This is a genomic window from Roseovarius sp. SCSIO 43702, from assembly GCF_019599045.1.
GTDB lineage: Bacteria > Pseudomonadota > Alphaproteobacteria > Rhodobacterales > Rhodobacteraceae > Roseovarius.
This window is the reverse complement of sequence record NZ_CP080623.1, coordinates 2,886,596-2,905,747: the sequence shown is the minus strand read 5'-3', so window position 1 is coordinate 2,905,747 and position 19,152 is coordinate 2,886,596. Positions and strand designations below refer to the sequence as shown.

The 19,152-nt window shown below is 64.8% G+C and carries 18 protein-coding genes; 5 read left to right on the top strand and 13 right to left on the bottom strand.

Annotated elements, in window-relative coordinates; translation table 11 throughout:
* Window positions 1–74: 74 nt before the first annotated feature.
* Window positions 75–722 carry an RluA family pseudouridine synthase gene (locus K1T73_RS14450; RefSeq protein WP_220601374.1) on the top strand — a complete coding sequence of 216 codons (648 nt, stop codon included), beginning with the start codon at window positions 75–77 and terminating at the stop codon, window positions 720–722.
* Between the two features lie 28 nt (window positions 723–750).
* Here the strand turns inward: K1T73_RS14450 and K1T73_RS14445 are convergent, their stop codons facing one another.
* The 4 genes from K1T73_RS14445 to K1T73_RS14430 form a co-directional block, all read right to left on the bottom strand.
* On the bottom strand, window positions 751–1,794 hold the full coding sequence (locus K1T73_RS14445; protein WP_220601373.1) for a serine/threonine protein kinase: 1,044 nt from the start codon (window positions 1,792–1,794) through the stop codon (window positions 751–753).
* 87 nt (window positions 1,795–1,881) lie between these two features.
* Complete coding sequence (locus tag K1T73_RS14440) at window positions 1,882–2,748, bottom strand: alpha-1,2-fucosyltransferase (RefSeq protein ID WP_220601372.1); 867 nt, start codon at window positions 2,746–2,748, stop codon at window positions 1,882–1,884.
* Window positions 2,741–3,499 carry a glycosyltransferase family 25 protein gene (locus tag K1T73_RS14435; protein ID WP_220601371.1) on the bottom strand — a complete coding sequence of 253 codons (759 nt, stop codon included), beginning with the start codon at window positions 3,497–3,499 and terminating at the stop codon, window positions 2,741–2,743. Before K1T73_RS14435 ends, K1T73_RS14440 begins: the two co-directional genes overlap by 8 nt.
* Before the next feature lie 6 nt (window positions 3,500–3,505).
* Window positions 3,506–4,948: an aldehyde dehydrogenase family protein gene (locus K1T73_RS14430; protein ID WP_220601370.1), complete on the bottom strand. Its 1,443-nt coding sequence runs from the start codon at window positions 4,946–4,948 to the stop codon at window positions 3,506–3,508.
* A gap of 176 nt (window positions 4,949–5,124) precedes the next feature.
* Between K1T73_RS14430 and K1T73_RS14425 the strand changes: the two genes are divergently transcribed.
* Entirely contained in the window at window positions 5,125–5,778 is a 654-nt protein-coding gene (locus K1T73_RS14425; protein WP_220601369.1) for a peroxiredoxin, read from the top strand.
* An 89-nt stretch (window positions 5,779–5,867) separates the two neighbouring features.
* Here K1T73_RS14425 and rpsU read toward each other — a convergent pair whose 3' ends face one another.
* The 6 genes from rpsU to K1T73_RS14395 all read right to left on the bottom strand — a co-directional run bounded on the left by rpsU (window position 5,868) and on the right by K1T73_RS14395 (window position 11,768).
* Entirely contained in the window at window positions 5,868–6,074 is a 207-nt protein-coding gene (gene rpsU / locus K1T73_RS14420; protein WP_005614280.1) for a 30S ribosomal protein S21, read from the bottom strand.
* Between the two features lie 115 nt (window positions 6,075–6,189).
* The gene (locus K1T73_RS14415; RefSeq protein ID WP_220601368.1) at window positions 6,190–7,740 is read right to left on the bottom strand and encodes a TRAP transporter large permease subunit; all 1,551 of its coding nucleotides are present in this window, start codon (window positions 7,738–7,740) and stop codon (window positions 6,190–6,192) included.
* Window positions 7,737–8,234 carry a TRAP transporter small permease subunit gene (locus K1T73_RS14410; RefSeq protein ID WP_220601367.1) on the bottom strand — a complete coding sequence of 166 codons (498 nt, stop codon included), beginning with the start codon at window positions 8,232–8,234 and terminating at the stop codon, window positions 7,737–7,739. The genes K1T73_RS14415 and K1T73_RS14410 overlap by 4 nt, the downstream gene beginning before the upstream one ends.
* 60 nt (window positions 8,235–8,294) lie before the next feature.
* Window positions 8,295–9,380 carry a TRAP transporter substrate-binding protein gene (locus K1T73_RS14405; protein WP_220601366.1) on the bottom strand — a complete coding sequence of 362 codons (1,086 nt, stop codon included), beginning with the start codon at window positions 9,378–9,380 and terminating at the stop codon, window positions 8,295–8,297.
* Between the two features lie 79 nt (window positions 9,381–9,459).
* Window positions 9,460–10,596: an acyl-CoA dehydrogenase family protein gene (locus K1T73_RS14400; protein ID WP_220601365.1), complete on the bottom strand. Its 1,137-nt coding sequence runs from the start codon at window positions 10,594–10,596 to the stop codon at window positions 9,460–9,462.
* Window positions 10,593–11,768 carry a CaiB/BaiF CoA-transferase family protein gene (locus tag K1T73_RS14395; protein ID WP_259400273.1) on the bottom strand — a complete coding sequence of 392 codons (1,176 nt, stop codon included), beginning with the start codon at window positions 11,766–11,768 and terminating at the stop codon, window positions 10,593–10,595. Before K1T73_RS14395 ends, K1T73_RS14400 begins: the two co-directional genes overlap by 4 nt.
* 80 nt (window positions 11,769–11,848) lie before the next feature.
* On the opposite strand from K1T73_RS14395, the gene K1T73_RS14390 reads away from it, so the two are divergent.
* A complete protein-coding gene (locus tag K1T73_RS14390; protein ID WP_220601363.1) occupies window positions 11,849–12,775 on the top strand; it encodes a LysR family transcriptional regulator in 927 nt (308 codons plus the stop codon).
* On the opposite strand, the gene hisC is transcribed toward K1T73_RS14390, so the two are convergent.
* The 3 genes from hisC to K1T73_RS14375 form a co-directional block, all read right to left on the bottom strand.
* Window positions 12,756–13,877, bottom strand: coding sequence for a histidinol-phosphate transaminase (gene hisC / locus K1T73_RS14385; protein ID WP_220601362.1), 1,122 nt, complete (start codon window positions 13,875–13,877; stop codon window positions 12,756–12,758). The genes K1T73_RS14390 and hisC overlap by 20 nt on opposite strands.
* Window positions 13,878–13,894: 17 nt before the next feature.
* Window positions 13,895–15,280 carry an FAD-binding oxidoreductase gene (locus K1T73_RS14380; RefSeq protein ID WP_220601361.1) on the bottom strand — a complete coding sequence of 462 codons (1,386 nt, stop codon included), beginning with the start codon at window positions 15,278–15,280 and terminating at the stop codon, window positions 13,895–13,897.
* Window positions 15,281–15,358: 78 nt separating this feature from the next.
* Entirely contained in the window at window positions 15,359–16,915 is a 1,557-nt protein-coding gene (locus K1T73_RS14375; RefSeq protein WP_220601360.1) for an ABC transporter substrate-binding protein, read from the bottom strand.
* Window positions 16,916–17,095: 180 nt separating this feature from the next.
* Here K1T73_RS14375 and K1T73_RS14370 point away from each other — a divergent pair, with 180 nt between their 5' ends.
* Entirely contained in the window at window positions 17,096–18,001 is a 906-nt protein-coding gene (locus K1T73_RS14370) for a LysR family transcriptional regulator (RefSeq protein WP_220601359.1), read from the top strand.
* Between the two features lie 109 nt (window positions 18,002–18,110).
* Window positions 18,111–19,151 (top strand): aromatic ring-hydroxylating dioxygenase subunit alpha, encoded by a 1,041-nt coding sequence (locus K1T73_RS14365; RefSeq protein ID WP_220601358.1) that lies wholly within the window; start codon window positions 18,111–18,113, stop codon window positions 19,149–19,151.
* Window position 19,152 lies beyond the last annotated feature (1 nt).

Sequence of the window (19,152 nt, the reverse complement as noted above, 5' to 3'; positions counted from 1 at the left end):
CTTGCGGTAGTCCCGCGAAGCGATGGCCGCCGCGTGCTCTGGACCGGGCGCGGCGCCTCTTGTAAGGCGGCGGGATGAATGACGAGTATCGCCCGCCCGAGACGCCGCTCGCGGTTCTGCACGAAGATCACGAGATCCTCGTGGTGGAGAAGCCCGCCGGTCTGCTGAGCGTGCCGGGAAAGGGCGCGCACCTCGCGGATTGCCTGCTCGCGCGGATCGAGGCGGTGTTTCCCACGGCTCTGCTCGTGCACAGGCTCGACCGGGACACCTCGGGCGTGATGGTCTTTGCGCTGAGCCCGCATGCGCAGCGACACTTGGGGCTTCAGTTCGAGAAACGGCAGGTGAAGAAGACCTACGTGGCGCGGGTCGCGGGACGGCTCGAGCCGAAGGCCGGCACCGTCGATCTGCCGCTCGTGGTGGACTGGCCCAACCGGCCGCGACAGAAGGTGTGTCACGAGACGGGGCGTGCGGCAGTCACGGATTGGCGCGTGCTCAAGGCAGCCGACAAAGAGAGCCGCGTGCGCCTCTTTCCCCGGACCGGGCGCAGCCATCAGCTTCGGGTGCACATGCTGGCGCTGGGCCACCCGATCCTGGGCGATCCGTTCTATGCCGAGGGCGCGGCGCGGGCGCATCCGCGGCTCATGTTGCATTCGGAGGAGCTTCGCCTGCGCCACCCGGACGGGGGCGAGGGGGTGAGGTTCCGCGCGAAGGCGCCGTTCTGAGCCGGGGCGATTGCGCCCGCAGTCACGCTCATGCGCCGCGATCGCGATCGGTGAGGTTCAGGCGGGCGGAGACGATGGGCGCGACATCCCTGGCCAGCTCGGGGTCGGCTTTCGTCAGAAGCTCGAGCTCGTCGAGGCGGTTGGCGGCGATGAGCGCGAGCGCGTCGAGCCGGGGTGCGCCGCCGGCGTCGCGGGGAAGCAGGGTGACGGGCTGGATGAGATCGGGCCGGGGTTCGGGCGCAAGGGCGCGCAGCGTGGCCTCGTCGCATGTGGTTTCCACGAAGGCATAGAGGCCGACACCCTTGGCGGGCCGGGCATAGGTGCAGAGCGCCACCTCCGAAACGTCGGGCCGCGCAAGCCACGCGGCGCGGAGCGCCGGGCCGTCGCGCTCGATCCGGTCCTCCGTGCCTTCGCCGTCGGACCAGTTCATGAGCCGCCGGGTGATGAAGTTGTAGGCGCGTTTCCCGGTCGCCATCCAGACGCGCGACGGCAGCGATTTCCGCGCGAGCATCCGGTGTTCGGACGGGGTGAGGAGATGGGGGGCGTAGGCGCGCTTCTGCTTCAGGAGGTGGCGCAGATCCTCGCGCGCCATGATGCGGAAGAGGCGACCCCGGCGGCGGTGCACCGAGGCGAGCTGAAAGTCGATGACGGCGGCGCGGCCTTCTGGCGTCATGAGCCAGTTCTGCGGCTTGGCGATGTCGTTATGGGTGACACCGGCGCGGCGCATCTCGCGCAGGAGGCGGCGGGCGTCGGCATACCACGCCGGGTCGTCTGGTTTGGCGAGCTGCAACGGGGTGCCCTGCGTCCAGCTGCGCAAGAGGCCGACGCGGTCGGCGCGGATGAGTTCCGGGCAGCCCTCGATGCCCCGCACGGCGCGTAGGCCCCGGATCTCCTTGCGGGCAAGCCACCAAGCGAGGGGGCGGGCATAGGCCGGCACGCCGTCGAGCTTGCGCAGGACGACCGGCAGGTCGGGCGCACCGTCGAGATGGCCGGAAATCGTCTCGGAAAAGATGTCGCGCTTGAGCACGGTTTCGGGAATGAACCGGGCATCGGCGGGGGGTGTGTGGGTCATGGTCGCGGGTGTAGCGGGAACCGGCGGATCAGGGAAGGGCGTGGGCACTTTTGCCTGGTGCATCCCATCGCCGGGAAGGTTTCGGGCTCACGCTCTTATCCAATCGTCGGGGATCAGGTCGGGATTGGCCAGTTTCGGCGTTGCGAACCAGTTGCGCGGGGCGACCACGATCTTCTCGGGCGACGGGTTGAGCCACGCACCCCACCATGAGAAGGTCGAATTTGCGATCACATGATGTGCGCAAAGCGACATGAGGTGCATGTCGAAATGGCCTGTCGCCTCGTCGTTGAGATCGACGATGACCGTCTCGTGCCCGAGATCGAGATTGTGCCGTGCCCACTCGGGATCGTTGGAGAACACGAAGCAGGTGAGCTTTGCTGCCGTCGCCTCCGCGATGCGGGCGGCACCGTCGCGATAGTAGTCCGGCGGGCAATGCGCATAGGCGCCCGTCGCCGTATAGTCACCCCTTCGCACATGGAGTGAGACAGGTGTCTGCGCGGCGGCGATGCGCGTGGCCATCTCGGCATTGGCGGCATCTAGTGGCGTGGTGAAGGCGAGATCATCGCGGAGCCGGTCGACGATCGGCGCAAAGTAGCGGGGCGACTGCCAGTATCCGTGAAGGTAGGTGCCGCGCGGGAGATCGAAGAAACCCGGATCGAAGGCGAGCGTGCGCTCGCGATGGAAGCGCGGCGCGCGCCCGAAGAGACGCCAGAGCCCGTAGCGCAGGAGGCCGTCATCCTTGGCGGGAGGAAGCGGTGCCTCGCGCGTGAAGCGCGCGTCGCGAAAATGCGAGAAGCAATCGCCGCGGTCCTTGCTGCCGGCGACATAGCGCGCATCGAGGATGAGCGGACAGCAGAGGCGGTCGGCCAGCGCGCGTCCGGCGGCGTACTGAAAAAGCTGGTTGCCCGCGCCTCCGAAGAGGCGGGTGGTGATCGCTTGGGCCGGATCAGTCATGTGTCGTCTCCGGTTCATGCGCCGGGGAATGGCGCGATGCGCGTGCGACGGCCCGTCGATAAAGCCCGCGCTTCACCTCGCGCGATGCTTTCTCCGCGAGTGATTTGCCCGTGCCCTGGATCGTCGAGCCATCGAGCCGGTCGGCGATCTCGGAGATGCCCGAGGGAAGGATCATCGCCGGCCTGATCCCGGTTTGCCAATGGCTTTGCACGAAGGTGTCCACGGGGCGGTCGAAGCGCGAGGAGGTCTCGAGCAGTCGACGGGCGGCTTCATGATGCACGATCTGGGCGGTGGTGCGCAGCCCGCCCACGACCGGAAGCAGAAGCTGACATGGATCGTTGGTGTCTATGAGACGGGCATTGGAACGGGGCGGACGGGTCTGGAACTGGATGTAGCCCAATGCCGAGACATGCACGCGGGCAAGGTCGAGCGCGCGGTCGAACAGCACCGGGTCGAGCCCCGCGTCATCCTCGAGGATCAGCGCGGCGTCCAGGTCGCGGCGGACGATCTCGGCCCAGATCTGGCGGTGGGACAGGAAGCAGCCGATTTCACCGGTGCGCAAGGAGAACGGGTAGGTGGGCGTGAAGAGGCCCGCGTCGACGCGGGCCTCGAGTTCTGTGGCGGACATGGCCGCGCCATCGACGGCTGGCCAGATCTCGGCGGGCAGGCCGCAGGTGTCGCGAAGGCTCTGCGCGTTCTCCCGCCGCGCGCTGGCGCGCGTGAGATGCAGGATGAAGGCGCAGATCTCCACGTCTGGTCAGGCCTTTTCGGGCCAGCCCGAGACGGCCTTGACCTCGAGGAAGTCCTCGATGCCCCATTTGCCGCCTTCGCGGCCGTTGCCCGACTGTTTCATGCCGCCGAAGGGCGCCCCCTGACCGCGGCCGTGGCCGTTCATCTCGACCATGCCGGAGCGTAGCGAGAGTGCCGCGCGCTTGAGCTTCTCGGGGTCCTGGGTCTGGACATAGTTGGTGAGGCCGTAGGGCGTGTCGTTGGCGATCTCGTAGGCCTCGTCCTCGGTGTCGAAGGCCATGATCGAAAGGACGGGCCCGAAGATCTCCTCGCGCGCGATGGTCATGTCGTTGGTGACGTCGGCGAAGACAGTGGGACGCACGAAGAAGCCGCGGTTGAGGCCCTCGGGCCGTCCCACGCCACCCGCGACGAGGCGCGCGCCTTCGTCGATGCCCTTCTGGATGAGATCCTGGATCTTGTTGAACTGGGTCTCGTTCACGACCGGGCCGATATGCTTGCCCGGCTTGTCGGCGGGGCCCACCTCGACCGAGTTGGCGACCTCGGCGGCGGTCTCGACGGTCTTGTCGTAGATGCTGCGTTCGACCAGCATCCGCGTGGGCGCGTTGCAGGATTGACCCGAGTTGTTCATGCAGTGCAGGACACCGCGTTTCACGGCCTTGTCGTCGGCATCCGCGAAGATGAGGTTCGCGCCTTTCCCGCCCAGTTCGAGCGAGACGCGCTTGAGCGTGTCGGCGGCGGCCTTCGAGATGAGCTTGCCCGCGCGCGAGGAGCCGGTGAAGCTGACCATGTCGACATCCTCATGCGCCGAAAGCTGGCTGCCGACGCCCGCACCGTCGCCATTGACGAGGTTGAAGACGCCCGGCGGAATGTCGGCGGCATCGACCATCTCGGCGAAGAGCATGGCCGACAGGGGCGATTCCTCGGACGGTTTGAGCACCATGGTGCAGCCCGCGATGAGCGCCGCCGCGACCTTGAGCGAGACCTGGTTCATGGGCCAGTTCCAGGGCGTGATCATCGCGACGACGCCCACGGCCTCGTGCACGATGCGGTCGTTGGGGGCGTGATCGCCCAGCGGTGCGATCCACTCGAATTCGCGCGCGGCCTTGATGAAACCTTCCATGTGCCAGCTGCCTGCGCCGACCTGGGATGACTTCGACATGTCGATGGGCGCGCCCATTTCCATGCTGATCGCCTCGCCCATCTCGTCAGCGCGATCGGCGTAGGCCTTGGCCAGCCGCTCGACCGCGGCGATACGATCCTCGACCGGGGTGGTCATCCAGCCCTTCAGCGCGCGCCGCGCGGCGGCGACGGCGGCGTCGGTGTCGGCCTGGCCGCCGAGGGAAATCGTGGCGAACGCTTCCTCGTTGGACGGATTGATGACCTGGTGGGGCTTGCCATCCCTGGGGTCGGTCCACTGGCCATCGATGTAGAATTGCGTCTTCTCGATCATGATCAAAGCTCCTTCAGCTCACCGTGTTCGCCCGGGCAGGGGCCTGCCTCCGGCGGATTTGGCGCCACATTGTCATTGGCCTGCGGCAGGGGCAAGCATGTGGGGTGCAAATCGCCCGAATGCTGCCTATCTTGGGAGGTGACGCAACCGAATCTGCATCTGAAAGGAGCTTTGCCATGGCATTGCGCATCAACGACGAGATCCCGAATCTGACCGTGACCACCGACCAGGGCGAGATCAACCTGCATGACTGGGTCGGCGACGGCTGGGCGATCCTGTTCTCGCATCCCAAGGATTTCACCCCGGTCTGCACGACCGAGTTCGGCGCGGTCGCGCGGCTTGCCGACGAGTGGGAGAAACGCGGCACGAAGGTTATGGGTGTGAGCGTCGACGGGGTCGAGGACCACAAGAAGTGGAAGACCGACATCGAGAAGGTGGGCGGCGCGAAGGCCGGGTTCCCGATCATCGCCGATGACGATCTGGAAGTGTCGAAGGCGTTCGACATGCTGCCTGCCGAGGCGCATCTGCCCGAGGGGCGCACCCCCGCCGACAGTGCCACGGTCCGCAGCGTCTATATCATCGGGCCCGACAAGCAGGTGAAGCTGTCGATGACCTACCCGATGACCGTGGGCCGCAACTTCGCCGAGATCGTGCGCGCGCTCGACGCGCTTCAGACCTCGACCGGCAAGGGCGTGGCCACGCCGGCGGACTGGAAGATGGGCGAGGACGTGATCATTCCGCCGTCGGTCAGCGACGAGGACGCGAAGGCGAAGTTCGGCGAGTATGACGCCGTGCTGCCCTACCTGCGCAAGACGAAGATGCCGGTCTGACGCCGTTCGGGGAGACCCGGAAAAAGTAAACCCCCGTAGCGGACTGCTGCGGGGGTTCGTCATTTTGATCGTGTTCCGAGCTTCAGGGCTCAGAGAAGACCTTCGCGCTGGGCTTTCTTGCGCGCCAGTTTCCGGGCACGGCGAATGGCCTCGGCCTTCTCGCGTGCTTTCTTCTCGGACGGTTTCTCGAAATGTTGCTTGAGCTTCATTTCACGAAACACGCCTTCGCGCTGCAGCTTTTTCTTCAGAGCGCGGAGCGCCTGATCGACGTTGTTGTCGCGAACACTTACCTGCATGTGGTGTCACCACCTTCCTAAGTTAGAGTTGCAAGTTTTTGCAGGAAACCGCGATATAGCAACGCGAAAGCGATATGTCCAGTGCCCCGCCACCGATAAGCGCGACGATCGGTGTCTAGAAAATCATGGCCGGCAACCAGGTCGCCAAGCTCGGAATGAACCAGATCAGCAGCACACCGATTCCCTGCAAGCCGATGAAGGGAATGACGCCTGCATAGATATGCCCCGTCGTCACCTCCTTGGGAGCGGCGCCGCGCAGGTAGAACAGGGAAAAGCCGAAGGGCGGCGTCAGGAAGCTGGTCTGGAGGTTGATCGCGATGAGGATGCCCAGCCAGATCGGATCATGGCCCATCAGGATCAGCGGCGGCACGACCAGCGGCAGGAGGATGACCGAAATTTCCACGAAATCGAGGAAGAAGCCCAGTACGAATATGAAGGCCATGCTGAAGATCAGCGCGCCAGTCGGCCCGCCGGGCATGCTGAGCAGCAGCTGTGCAACTCGTTCCTCGCCGCCAAGCCCGATGAAGACAAGCGAGAATATTCCCGCCGCCAGGATCGTGGCGAAGATCATGGATGTCATGGTGAGCGTCGAACCGATCGCCTCCTGCACCACGTTCTTGCGCAGCGCCGAGCGCAGGGCAAGCGCGATGGCGATGGCGCCGATGATCGCCAGCGCGATGTATAGGCCGCCGGCGATGTAGGACGCCGCCCCGAGATCGCTGCGCTGCAGGCGGACGGGGAAGAGACCGGCGAATATGCCCAGCGCCACGAGCGCGGCGGTGCCCAGCAGGATCAGCTTGCGGTTGACGCCCAGGCGGACCCCGGCCATCAGTAGCGCGCCGATGGCCCCCACCGACGCGGCCTCCGTGGGGGTGGCGATACCGCCGAGGATGGCGCCCAGCACGGCGAAGATCAGCAGGATGGGCGGGATGATGGCGCCGATCACTTCGGCGCGGTCCGGTTTCGGCTGATCCAGAGCGGCGGGCGGCATGTCTTGCGGGCGCAGGACGCCGCGCACGAGGATGTAGACCAGATAGAGGCAGACCAGCACCAGCCCCGGCGCGATCGCCGCGGCGAAGAACTGTCCCACGGACAGCGCCTCGACCGAGAATATACCCTGCTCGTATTGCGCCTGCTGGAAGGCGTTGGACATGACGTCGGCGAGGATGATGAGAAGCGTCGAGGGCGGGATGATCTGGCCCAGCGTGCCCGCGGTGCAGACGATGCCGCTGGAGACGCGCGGGTTGTAGCCGGCCTTGAGCATCGTCGGGAGGGCGATCATGCCCATCGCCACCACCGTCGCCCCGACGATGCCGGTGGAGGCCGCCAGAAGCGCGCCGACGAGAACGACCGATATGCCCAGGCCCCCGCGCAGCTGACCGAAGAGGCGCCCCATCGTGTCCAGCAACTCTTCGGCGATGCGGCTTTTCTCAAGGAGTGCGCCCATGAGCACGAACAGCGGAATGGCGATCAGCACCTGGTTGCTGATGAGACCGAACACCCGCTGTCCCATCGAACCCAGCAGCGAGATGTCCATGACCCCGAGCGCCCAGCCCAGATAGGCGAAAAGGATGCCGACACCCGCGATGCTGAACGAGACCGGAAAGCCCGAGAGGATCGCGACCATCAGCGCCGCGAACATGATCAGGTCGAGATATTCGATCATTGCTGCGCCTTCGGGTTCAGAAGCCGGATCAGGAGCGAAACCGACTGGAGCATGACCAGGATGCAAAAGAGCGGAATAAGCGTCTTGAGCAGGAAGACCGCCTCGATCCCGCCGACGGAGATCGGGCCTTCGAGGATTTTCCAGGAGTTGCGGACCGAGGGCCAGGACCAGTAGAGCAGCGCGGCCATCGAGGGCAGCAGAAGGAACAGGTGGCCGAAGATGTCGATCCGGCGCTGGGCCGGTGCGCTGAGCTTGGCGAAGAAGACGTCAACGCGCACATGCTTGTCGACGAGAAGGGTGTAGCCCGCGCCGAGCATGAAAAGCGTCGCGTGGAGATAGAGCACGCTTTCCTGCGCGGCGATGGAATAGACGCCGAACACGTAGCGGCCCACCACGATGGCGAACTGGATCAGCACCATGAAGAGCGCCAGCCAGCGCACGGCACGCGCGACCTGAGTGTTGAGGGTGTCGATCGCGGCGGCGATGCGGTTCATGTGCGCCCCTGTGATGTTGGCGAGGGCGGTGCGCGAAGATTTCCGCGCACCGGAGCCGGATCAATAGCCGAAGAGGTCCGCGCGGGCGTTCATCTGCCCGTTATCCGCGTAGGTCATGTAGCCTCCCACGCTGTCGCGATAGGCGACGAAGCTTTCGGTGATGCGCTTGACCAGTTCGTCGTCGTTCTGGCGCAGCTCGTCGATGACCTCCTTGGCGGCCTCGCCCATGGCGCTCAGCACGTCGTCGGGGAATTTCCGGACCTGCACGCCATGCTCGTCGACCAGCGACTTGAGCGATTGGGCGTGTTTGGTCGTGTATTCCGTCCAGACCGGGTTGTAGAGGCTTTCGCAGGCGTATTTGACGGCCTGTTGCAGATCGTCCGGCAGCTCCGAATAGACCGCCGTGTTGACGCCGCATTCCTCGGCCGAGGATGGCTCGCCCACGCCGGGCCAGTAGTAATTCTTGGCCACCTGGTAATAGCCGAGCGCCGAGTCGGTCCAGGGCCCGATGAACTCTCCCGCGTCGAGCGCGCCGGTCTGAAGCGCCTGGAACATGGCCGGGCCGCTCATGGCTTCGGCGGCGACGCCCAGCTTGCTCATCATCTCGGAGGCGAGGCCCGTGGTGCGGAACTTCATGCCCTTGAGATCCTCGGCCGAGTTCAGTTCCTCGCGGAACCATCCGCCCCATTGCGGGCCGGAATTGCCGCAGAGGAAGGGCTTGATGCCGAAGCGGCCATACATCTCGTCATAGAGCTCCTGCCCGCCACCATGCGTCAGCCAGCCCACTTGTTCATCCGCGCGCAGGCCGAACGGCTGCGAGCCGAAAAGGAGGATGCCCTTGGACTTGGACCCCCAATAGGCCGGAACCGCGTGATAGAGCTCGGCCGTGCCTTCACTGACGGCATCGAAGACGCCGGGACCGGGCACCAGCTCGCCCGAGGCAAAGAGCTTGACCTCGATCCGGCCACCCGAAAGGGCGGTGATCCGGTCGGCGAGGTTCTGCGCCGCGACGCCCGGCCCGGGAAGGTTCTTGGGCCATGCGGTGACCATTTTCCACTGGCGCTTGTCCTGCGCGATGGCGGGGCTGGCGAGTGCCGTGGCGGCAGCGCCCACTGCGCCGGCCTGAAGGAACTTACGTCTCTGCATGGGTCTCTCCTTGTTGGTTGGCTGTGCGGTCCGAGTCATAATCATGTCCGACTTGGTCTTTAATCTAGACATGTAAATGTCAGACCAGCAATCCCCGCGCAATGATCGTCCGCTGAATCTCGGACGATCCTTCGTAGATTCGAAAGATCCGCAGATCCCTCAGATAGCGCTCGAGAGGGAAATCGCGCGTATAACCGTAGCCGCCGTGAATCTGCAGCGCACGGTCGGCGATGCGCCAGGCCGCTTCCGACGCATAGAGCTTGGCAAACGCGGATTCTGTCGAGTACCGCTCGCCCGAGCCACGCTTGACGGCGGCCTGCATGGCCAATGCGCGCGCGGCCGCCAGCTCGGTCGCGTTGTCGGCCAGCATCCATTGCAGGCCCTGGAAGTCGGCGATGGGGTGGCCGCCGACCTTGCGCTCCTTGGCGTAGGAGATCGCGGCGGCCTGCGCGGCGGCGGCGATGCCGGTGGCCTGTGCGGCGACCTCGATGCGGCCGTTATCCAGCACCTTCATGGCGGTCTTGAAGCCGCTGCCCTCGGCTCCGACGAGGTTCTCGGCAGGGACATGGCAATCGAAGGAAATGCCGAAGACATGGCCGCCCTTGAGGCCCATCGTGCGCTCATGCGAGGCGACATCGACGCCCTTCGTGCCGGCCGGCTCGACGACGAAGGCACTGACACCGCGCGCGCCGGCCTCCCGGTCGGTCTTGGCGAAAACCACGATGAAATCGGCTGCACCGGCGTTCGAGATGAAGCATTTCGATCCCTTGATCCGGTAGCCGTCGCCGTCTCGGAGCGCATGGGTCGACATATCGGCGGGGTTCGAGCCGGCTTGCGGCTCGGTCAGGGCGAAAGCGCCCAGCGTCTTGCCCGTTGCCGCGTCCGGCAGGTAGCGCGCCTTGATCGCATCATCGCCGCCCAGAAGGATCGAATCGGTCGCGAGGAAATGCGCGGTCAGCATCGAGGCGGTGGACCCGCAGGCGCCCGCAATTGCCTCGACCGCCGCATAGAGGGCCGGCCCGGAAAGGCCGATCCCGCCATATTCCTCGGGCAGGTTCATGCCCATGAGGCCCATCTCGGCCATTGCGGGCAGGTGCCGCGTGGCAAAGAGCGACTCCTCGTCCAGCCGCGCGGCCTCGGGTGCGAGCACCTCGGCGGCGAAGCGTTCGATCTGGTCGATCACGGCGCGTTCGTCGTCGCTCATGGGATAGATCATGTGGAGTCTCCTTTGGCGATCGAGGCCAGAATATCCGCCGCATCCGCGTTCAACGCGGGCGCGGCTTTGCGGTTTGCGCGGGCGACGCCGCTGAAATGGACGGGTTGTTCCGGCATGCGGAGGCGCCCCAGCAGGGGATGCTCGACGTCCGAGGCCAGTCCCCGATCCAGCGCCTGCTGCGAATTCCACGCCTCAGCGACCGACTGGATCTCGGCGGCGGGGATGCCGGCATCCGCAAGCAACCGGACGATTTCGCCGGTCCCGTGCCGGCCGGCCCATGCTTCGATGTGCCGGGCAAGGGCCGGCTCGTTCTCGCGACGGAGCGTGTCGCTGGCAAAGCGCGCATCCTCGGTCAGGTCCGGTTCGCCGATCACGTCGCAGAATGTCGCGAAGAGGCGGTCATTGAGAACCGCGACGGCGAAATGCCCGTCCCTGGCCGCGTAGGTGCCGAAAGGGGCCGAGAGCGGGTGCCGATTGCCGGTGCGCGTGGGCGTCTCGCCACCCATGAGCGTGCGGCAGGCCAGGGTGGGCATCATCGAGGTCAGCGCATCGAAAAGGCCCACATCGACATGGCGCCCCTTGCCGGTCCGGCTGCGGTCGAAAAGCGCGACCATCGTGCCCCAGGCGGCAAAGAGTCCACCCGCCACATCGGCCAGCGCCTCGCCCACCATGGTCGGCTGGCCGTCCGGTTCGCCCGTGGCGTCCATCAGGCCGCTCATCGCCTGGATGATGATGTCATAGGCGGGTTTCTTCGCGTTGGGGCCGGTCTGTCCGAAACCCGAGACCGATACGTAGATCAGCGCGGGAAAGTCCTCGGCCAGCGCCTCGGGGCCGAGGCCCAGCTTGTCCATGACGCCGGGGCGGAAGTTCTCGACCAGCACGTCGCATTCGGCCAGAAGGGCGCGCACAGTGGCGATGCCATCGTCGGATTTGAGGTCCAGCACGATCGAGCGCTTGCCCCTGTTCACGGTCTGAAAGAGCAGGCTCTCACCCTCGCGGAAGGGGCCGATATGGCGGTAATCATCGCCCTGCGCGGTCTCGATCTTGATGACCTCCGCGCCGAGATCGGCCATCATCGCGGTGCAATAGGGACCGGCCAGAACGCGGGTAAAGTCGAGAACGCGTATACTGGCAAGCGGTTTGGCGGCAGTGTCATCAGTATCTGGCTGCACGGCGCATCTCCCATGAATTCGGCTGGAAGATACGGGGAACATCCTATAGTCTGAAATATAGTGTGCAAATATGGTTATTGATGAAGCCTATACCCATAGCTCTCAGGCAGATCGACTACGTGATCGCCACCGCCGATACCGGCAGCACGGCCGCTGCCGCGCGTCTGCTGAGCGTCTCGCAGCCTTCGGTCTCGCTCGCCATTGCCAAGGTCGAAGCGCATCTTGGCCGCGCGCTCTTTGTTCGCACGGCGGGGCAAGGCGTGGTGCCGACGGCCTTCGGGCGTCTGAAGCTGGGCGAGTACCGGCAGCTGCGCGCGCGGGCCGAGCTTGTGCTTCTCGGCGGCGAGCAGGGGCGGGAGGTGATGGATCTGGGCGTGTTCTCGACGCTTGGTCCCAGATACGCGCCGTCTCTGGTGCGCCAGTTCGAAGAGGCCCATCCCGGCGCGCAGATACGTCTGCACGAAGGCGATATCGAGGCGCTGGCCAATTGGCTGGAGGGCGGTCAGATCGACGTGGCTTTGACCTATGATTTCGGCCTGCCGTCCACGTGGGAGGTCCTTCCCCTTGCCGATGTGAGGCCCTACGGGCTGGTGCCCGCGGGCCACCGGCTGGAGGGACGCTCCGAGGTGGGCTTGGCGGAGCTGCTGGAAGATCCGCTCATACTGATGAACCTGCCGCATAGTCGGGGCTATTTCCTGACGCTGGCCCAGATGCAGGGCGTCACGCCCCAGGTCGCCCACGAGACCGGCTCGGTCGAGATGCTGCGATCCATGGTGGCCAACGGTATGGGCGTGGGGTTGTTGGCCACGGATATCCCGCATGGCACGGCCTATGACGGCCGCGCCATCATACGCGTGGCGCTTGCGGGCAACCTAGCGTCGCACCGTATCGCGCTGGTCCGGTCCAAGCGATTGCAGGCGGACGCTCTGACCGATGCGTTCTGCAGATACGCGGTCGAGGCCTTTGCCGATCAGAACGCCGAGGCGGTCAGGCCGCCTTGCCGCTGATATCGGGCAGGGCGGCGAGGAAGGCATCATTCTCGGCCTCCGTGCCCATGGTGACGCGCGCCCAGGTGGTAAAGGGCGGCTCTTGCCAACCCTTGATGAGAATACCCTTGCGCCGAAGCTCTTCGGTGAATTCCGAGGCGGGACGCCCCGTGTCGAAGAAGACGAAATTCGTCTGGCTGGGCGCGCAGGCATAGCCCTTCCCGGTGAGGGCGCTGGCAACCCTTTGGCGCTCGGTTGTCGCATCCTCGAGCACGCGTTCCAGATGGGCCGTGTCTGCCATCGCTTCGATCGCCCCCGCGGCGGCCATCGCGTTGACGCCGAAGGGATTGCGCATCCTCATCAGCGCCTTGATCATCTCGGCAGAGCTGGCGATGCCATATCCCACCCGTGCACCGGCGAGGCCGTAAGCCTTCGAGAACGTGCGCAACACGATGTAAGGCTTGCCCGACGCTTGCAGGAGACCCAGAGCGTCGAAACGGTGTCGCGCTTCGATGAACTCTACATAGGCCTCGTCGAAACAGATCAGCGTCGCGGGGTCGGCGGCCGTCACGATGGCGCGAAACGCCTCTTCGCGTATCGCGGGACCGGCGGGGTTGCTGGGCGAGGAGAAGATCAGGACGCGCGGCGCGCCGCGCAACTCGGCCTTCATCGCTTCGACCGGAAAGGACCAGTCCGCCTCGAATGGCAGTTTCGTCACGCGCGCGCCAAAGGCCTGCGCGCCGAATTCGTGCAAGCCGAAGCTGGGGCAGATCGTCACCACATGATCGCCCGCGCGGATGATGGCCCGGAAAAGCACGCCGATCAGATCTTCCGACCCGTTGCCGATGATGATGCGATCCGCCTCGGCGCCGGTGCTGCGCGCGATGGCGGCGCGCAGGGCGCCACTGGCCGCATCGGGATAGCGGGCGACGCCCTGTGCCGCTTCGCGCATGGCCTCGATCGCGCGGGGCGAGGGGCCGAGGGGGCTTTCATTGCTGTCGAGCTTGGCGACGCAATCGATGCCATAGGCGTCGCGGAAACGGTCCAACGCGAGGCCGGCATTGTATTCGGACAGGTCACGAACCTCCTTGCGGATCAGATCGTGGGGCAGGGGTGAGTTCATGGCGGGTGTCCTTGGCGTCAAAGGTCGAAGATCTTGCCGGGGTTCATGATGCCTGCCGGGTCAAGTGCGCACTTGATGCGGCGCATCACGTCGAGCGCGGGGCCGTGTTCGGCGTCCAGATAGGCTTTTTTGCCGAGGCCGACCCCATGCTCGCCGGTGCAGGTGCCACCCATCGCGATGGCCATCTTGACCAGGCTGCTGTTGATAAGCTGCGCCTCGCGAACTTCGTCGGGGTCGGCAGGATCGTAGAGCAGCACCAGATGAAAGTTGCCGTCGCCCACATGTCCGATCAGTGGCGCGATGATCGAGGTGGTGGCGATCACGTCCATGATACCGCTGATGCAGTCCGGAAGCTGCGACACGGGCACGCAGACATCCGTGGAGATCCCCTTGATGCCGGGCCGGAGCGCACGCGCGGCATAAAGCGCGTCGTGCCGGGTGCGCCAGAGCCGCGTCGCCTCGTCGGCTGTTCCGGCCGTGTCGAAGCGGATCGCGCCCTCTGCCAGATCGCGCAGCACCTCCATGTCATGCGCCACCTGCGCGCCCGAGCCGGTCAGCTCGATCCAGAGGGTCGGATGCTCTGGCAGGTCGGTGGCGGAATAGCTGTTGATCGCGCGCATCTGCACAGTATCGGCCAGCTCGATCCGGTTGAGGCAGAGCCCGCATTGCAGGGCCGCGACGACTGTCTCGGTGGCCTTTTCGATACTGGCAAAGCTGCACATCGCGCTTTGCGCGGCCTCGGGGATGCCGAAAAGGCGCAGGGTCAGCTCGGTGATTATACCCAAGGTGCCCTCGGAGCCGATCATCAGCCGCGTCAGGTCATACCCGGCGGAGGATTTTCGCGCTCGCCCCCCGGTCCTGATGATCTGCCCGTCGGACATGACCACAGTCAGGCCCAGCACCAGATCGCGCATCGAGCCGTATCGCACGGTCGTCGTGCCCGAGGCGCGGGTCGAGGCCATGCCACCGAGGCTGGCATGGGCGCCCAGATCGACGGGAAAGAAAAGACCGGTATCGCGCAGATGTTCGTTGAGCGCCTGCCGGGTGACGCCGCAGGCCACGGTGCAATCCATGTCCTCCGCGTTGACCGCGATAATGTCGTCCATCCGAGACAGGTCGATGCTGATCCCGCCATGGGGTGCGTGGATCTGTCCTTCGAGCGACGATCCGGCGCCGAAGGGGATGACAGGCACACCATGCCGGTGGGCCACGCGGAGCACATCCGCCACCTCTTCGGTGGATTGCACCATGATGACCGCATCCGGCCATTGCGCAGGCAGATGCGATTCGCCGCTGCCGTGATGTTCGCGTGCCGCGTCCGATGTCAGCAGGCGATCGCCGAAGAGAGGATGCAGGTCATCCAATGCGCAGGCGAGGCGGTCAGCCACAGGAGATGTCTGCATCGGATTTGCGCGCCTCGGGCTGGGTTACGGATGCGGGCCGCCGTTTCGGGCGGCCCGCGTTCGGAAAGTCGTTAGCGATCAGGCGTTGAACCACCACCGCTCGCCGCAGCGGTTTCCATCCAGATCCCAGTCACCCGAGATCTCTTCGGGCGTGCCCACCTTGGAGGCCTTCGCATCGAGGAAATCGGCCCAGACCGGTGCGATCAGCCCGCCCTCATCCGACAGAATGCGCTGGCATTCATAATAGAGTTCGCGGCGCTTGGCATCATCCCTCTCCGAGCGGGCGGCGATCAGCGCGGTATTGAACGCCTCGTTGTCCCAGTTGGTCGCGTTGTAACCGCCCAGGGCCTCGCGCGAATAGGCGAGGCTGAGCATCAGGTCCTCGTTGGCACGGCCCGACCAGCGCGAGGCAAAGAACGGCTTCTTGCCCCAGATGTTGGACCAGTAGCCATCTTCGGGCTCGCGCGCGACGTTGATCGTGATGCCTGCCTTCGCCGCATGCTCGGCAAAGAGCTGCGCGGCCTCGACGGCGCCGGTGAAGGGCGTGTTCGACGCGTGGAGCGTGGTCGTCAAACCTTCCGAGCCGGCCTCCTTCAGCAGCGCTCTGGCCTGTTCCGGGTCATAGCTGTGCTGCGGCAGGTCGGGATTATGATAGCGATACGCCTCGGAGATCGGCTGATCGTTGGCGATGGAGCCATAGCCGTTCAGCACCTTGTCCACCATGTCCTGACGGTCGATGGCCAGCTTCATCGCCTTGCGCACGCGCACGTCCTGGAACAGCGGATCGGTCGTGTACATGCTGAAGCAGTAATGCACCTTGCCCTGTGTCTGCACGAGGTCCACGCCGGGCATGGCCGCCATGAGGTTCGCGGTGGTCGGATCGACCGAGTTCATGACGTCGATCTGGCCGGTCTGCAGCGCGGTCGTGCGCGCGTTGACGTCGCGGATCGCCAGCATCTCGATGGCGTCGAAATGGGCGCGATCCTCTTTCCAGTAGTTGGGGTTCTTCCTAGCGATGGATTTGATGCCCGGTTCGTAGGTCTCGAGGATATAGCCGCCCGTGCCGATGCCGGCGTCGAAATTCATGTCATCTTTGGGCACGATGAGCATGGTGGTCAGCGCCAGAACGGGGGGGAAGCCGGCATTCGGCTCGTTGAGGGTGATCGTCACCTCGTCGGGCGCGGTTGCCTGCACGTCCTTGATAACGGCCACCAGCGATTTGGTCTGGCTGATGGTGTCGGGACCGCGGTGCAGGTTGATCGAAAAGACAACGTCGTCAGCGTCCATCGTCTTGCCGTTGTGGAATTCGACGCCCTGGCGCAGCTTGAACACCCAGACGGTCATGTCGTCATTCGGCTCCCAGCTGGTCGCCAGCTCGGGGACGAGAACGCCGCCGGCGCCGATCTCGATCAGGTTGTTGCGCAGCTGCCATTGCAGGTTCTGCATGAACTTCGTCTCGTTCACCTGCGGATCCAGCGTTTCGCCCGAATCGAAACTGCCGATCCCGAGGCGCAGGGTTCCGCCGGCCTGCGGTGTCGCGGCGCGCAGCGGCTGCCCCGAAAGGCCGAGGATTGCAGCGCCGCCCATGGCGCCGGCACCCAGGAGAAGACTGCGTCGGTTCATCGAAAATGTCATGAATTGGTTCCCTGTGATCGGCCGTCGGACGTCACCGCTTGATGCGGTGACAGAAGGCATTCTATTATGTCTATTGTTATTATGATAAGTTCGGGTCTTATCTTGTGACAAATCAGATTTGCGCCTACGCTCTTTAGGCATTCTAAAGGCACCCACCTCAACCGATCATATAGGTAGGCTATGCAATCTCCTCTTCCGCCGTTGCGCGCGCTGCAAGCCTTCGAGAGTTTCGGGCGTCTCGGCTCGGTGACCGCCGCGGCGCGGGAACTGGGCGTGACGGCGGGAGCCATCAGCCAGCAGATCAAGATTCTCGAAGCACAGCTCAAGATACCGCTCATCATGAAGGACGGACGCCGCGCTTCGCTCGCGCCCGGCGCGCGATCTTATCATGAGCTGCTATCGTCCGGCTTCGAGAAACTGCGGCAAGCGCAGGGATTGCTGACCGAGCGCATGGCCGACCGCGAGGTGGAAATATCGGGTCTGCCGACGTTGCTGCTCAAATGGCTGAACCCGCGTCTGCATCGCTTCGACGCGCCCGACCGGGCCGTCTCGTTCCGCCTCGAGGCCACGCATGTCGAGCCCGAGGTGCAGTTTCTGAACCGCATGTTTCGCCTGACCTATGGTGCCGCCTCCGAGGCGCATCCGCATCGCCGGGCGCTTTTTCACGACGTCTGCTTCCCGGTATGTTCGCCCGATTTTCTGGCGCGTCATCCCGAGGCGGCGGAACCCGAGACGATGAATGCGCTGCCGTGGATCGATATCGACTGGGGTCCTGCCTACGCCAACATCCCGCGGCTTGGCGATTGGCTGACCGCGCAGGGCGCACCCGGTCCGCGCGTCAAGCCGTTGTCGGTGCATTCCCTCTCGGGCTCGGCGCTCGAGGCGGCGGCGGGCGGGCAGGGCATCACGCTGGCGCAGCAATCCTTCGCGTCGGTGGACCTGCGCCTCGGACGTCTCGTCCGGCTGTCGGAAGCAAGTATTCCGATGCCCGACCCCTACCATATCTGCTGGGCGCCCATGCTGTTGGAGAACGAGGTCGCGCGCTCGTTCCTGAACTGGATCCTGTCCGAGGCGCGGGCTGACTGACGTAGAAAATCTAAACAGTTTCACTGGATATCGGCATTTATTTCCGCGCCGTTTTCCATATAGCTCAGTCAATCCCAGCCAAACGCACCGCAGTGAGGAGGCCCCCCGTATGTTCTTGAAAAATGCCTGGTATGTCGCCGCATGGAGTGACGAGATCGTCGGCGAGCTTCAGCAGGTCAAGGTCCTCGGCGAGAAGATCTGCATGTTCCGCAACTCCGAGGGCGAAGTGATCGCCATGGAGGATGCCTGCCCCCACCGCAAGCTGCCGCTCTCGAAGGGGCGCATCAAGGACGACAATGTCGAATGCGGCTATCACGGCCTGACCTTCGATTGCGCGGGCCAGTGCGTCTGGGCACCGGGCGGCGGGCGCATCCCCTCGGCGGCGAAGGTGCGCCCCTATCCGGTGCACGAGAAGTACGGTCTGGTCTGGATCTGGATGGGCAATGCCGCCATCGCGGATCCCGAGGAGATCATCGACATTCCGAACTTCGACAGCCCCGACTGGGGGATCAATCGCGGCGCGGCGATGGAGCTCAAGTGCAACTACCTGCTGATGTGCGACAACCTGCTCGATCCCACCCATGTCGCCTGGGTCCACGAATCCTCCTTTGCGGCAGACGCGACCAAGGATACGCCCCTGCGCGTGACCAAGACCGACACGGGCGTCATCGTGCATCGCTGGATGATGGATCACGAGCCGGCGCCGTTCTACAAGAAGGTCATCGAGTTCGAGGGCAATTGCGACCGCCTGCAGCATTACGAGGTCCGCTATCCCAGCCATGCGCTCATCCGCGCGGTGTTCACCCCCGCGGGTACCGGTGGCGTCGATGGGCCGCTGCACGACAAGACATTTGTCATGGACAGCTACAACTTCATGACGCCAACGACCGAGACCGAAACGCGCTATTACTGGTTCCAACTGCGCAACGTGCGCCCCGATGACGAAGAGCTGTCGAAGATGATGAGCGAGGACGTGCGGGGCGCATTCGAAGAGGACCGCGCGGTACTCAACGAGGTGCAGATCGGCATGACCGAGAAAACCTCGCCGCATATCGACCTGCACATAGACGCGGGCCAACTTCGCTTCCGCCGGCAACTCGAGGCGATGATCGCCGAAGAGGCCATGGTCGACGCCAAGCTGAGCCAGTAAC

Coding starts and splice junctions, on each gene's coding strand:
- K1T73_RS14365 (WP_220601358.1), top strand. CDS start 18,111: ATGTTCTTGAAAAATGCCTGGTATGTCGCCGCATGGAGTGACGAGATC.
- K1T73_RS14400 (WP_220601365.1), bottom strand. CDS start 10,596: ATGATCTATCCCATGAGCGACGACGAACGCGCCGTGATCGACCAGATC.
- K1T73_RS14410 (WP_220601367.1), bottom strand. CDS start 8,234: ATGAACCGCATCGCCGCCGCGATCGACACCCTCAACACTCAGGTCGCG.
- K1T73_RS14380 (WP_220601361.1), bottom strand. CDS start 15,280: ATGCAGACATCTCCTGTGGCTGACCGCCTCGCCTGCGCATTGGATGAC.
- K1T73_RS14430 (WP_220601370.1), bottom strand. CDS start 4,948: ATGATCGAGAAGACGCAATTCTACATCGATGGCCAGTGGACCGACCCC.
- K1T73_RS14445 (WP_220601373.1), bottom strand. CDS start 1,794: ATGACCCACACACCCCCCGCCGATGCCCGGTTCATTCCCGAAACCGTG.
- K1T73_RS14405 (WP_220601366.1), bottom strand. CDS start 9,380: ATGCAGAGACGTAAGTTCCTTCAGGCCGGCGCAGTGGGCGCTGCCGCC.
- K1T73_RS14425 (WP_220601369.1), top strand. CDS start 5,125: ATGGCATTGCGCATCAACGACGAGATCCCGAATCTGACCGTGACCACC.
- rpsU (WP_005614280.1), bottom strand. CDS start 6,074: ATGCAGGTAAGTGTTCGCGACAACAACGTCGATCAGGCGCTCCGCGCT.
- K1T73_RS14415 (WP_220601368.1), bottom strand. CDS start 7,740: ATGATCGAATATCTCGACCTGATCATGTTCGCGGCGCTGATGGTCGCG.
- K1T73_RS14390 (WP_220601363.1), top strand. CDS start 11,849: ATGAAGCCTATACCCATAGCTCTCAGGCAGATCGACTACGTGATCGCC.
- hisC (WP_220601362.1), bottom strand. CDS start 13,877: ATGAACTCACCCCTGCCCCACGATCTGATCCGCAAGGAGGTTCGTGAC.
- K1T73_RS14375 (WP_220601360.1), bottom strand. CDS start 16,915: ATGACATTTTCGATGAACCGACGCAGTCTTCTCCTGGGTGCCGGCGCC.
- K1T73_RS14450 (WP_220601374.1), top strand. CDS start 75: ATGAATGACGAGTATCGCCCGCCCGAGACGCCGCTCGCGGTTCTGCAC.
- K1T73_RS14440 (WP_220601372.1), bottom strand. CDS start 2,748: ATGACTGATCCGGCCCAAGCGATCACCACCCGCCTCTTCGGAGGCGCG.
- K1T73_RS14370 (WP_220601359.1), top strand. CDS start 17,096: ATGCAATCTCCTCTTCCGCCGTTGCGCGCGCTGCAAGCCTTCGAGAGT.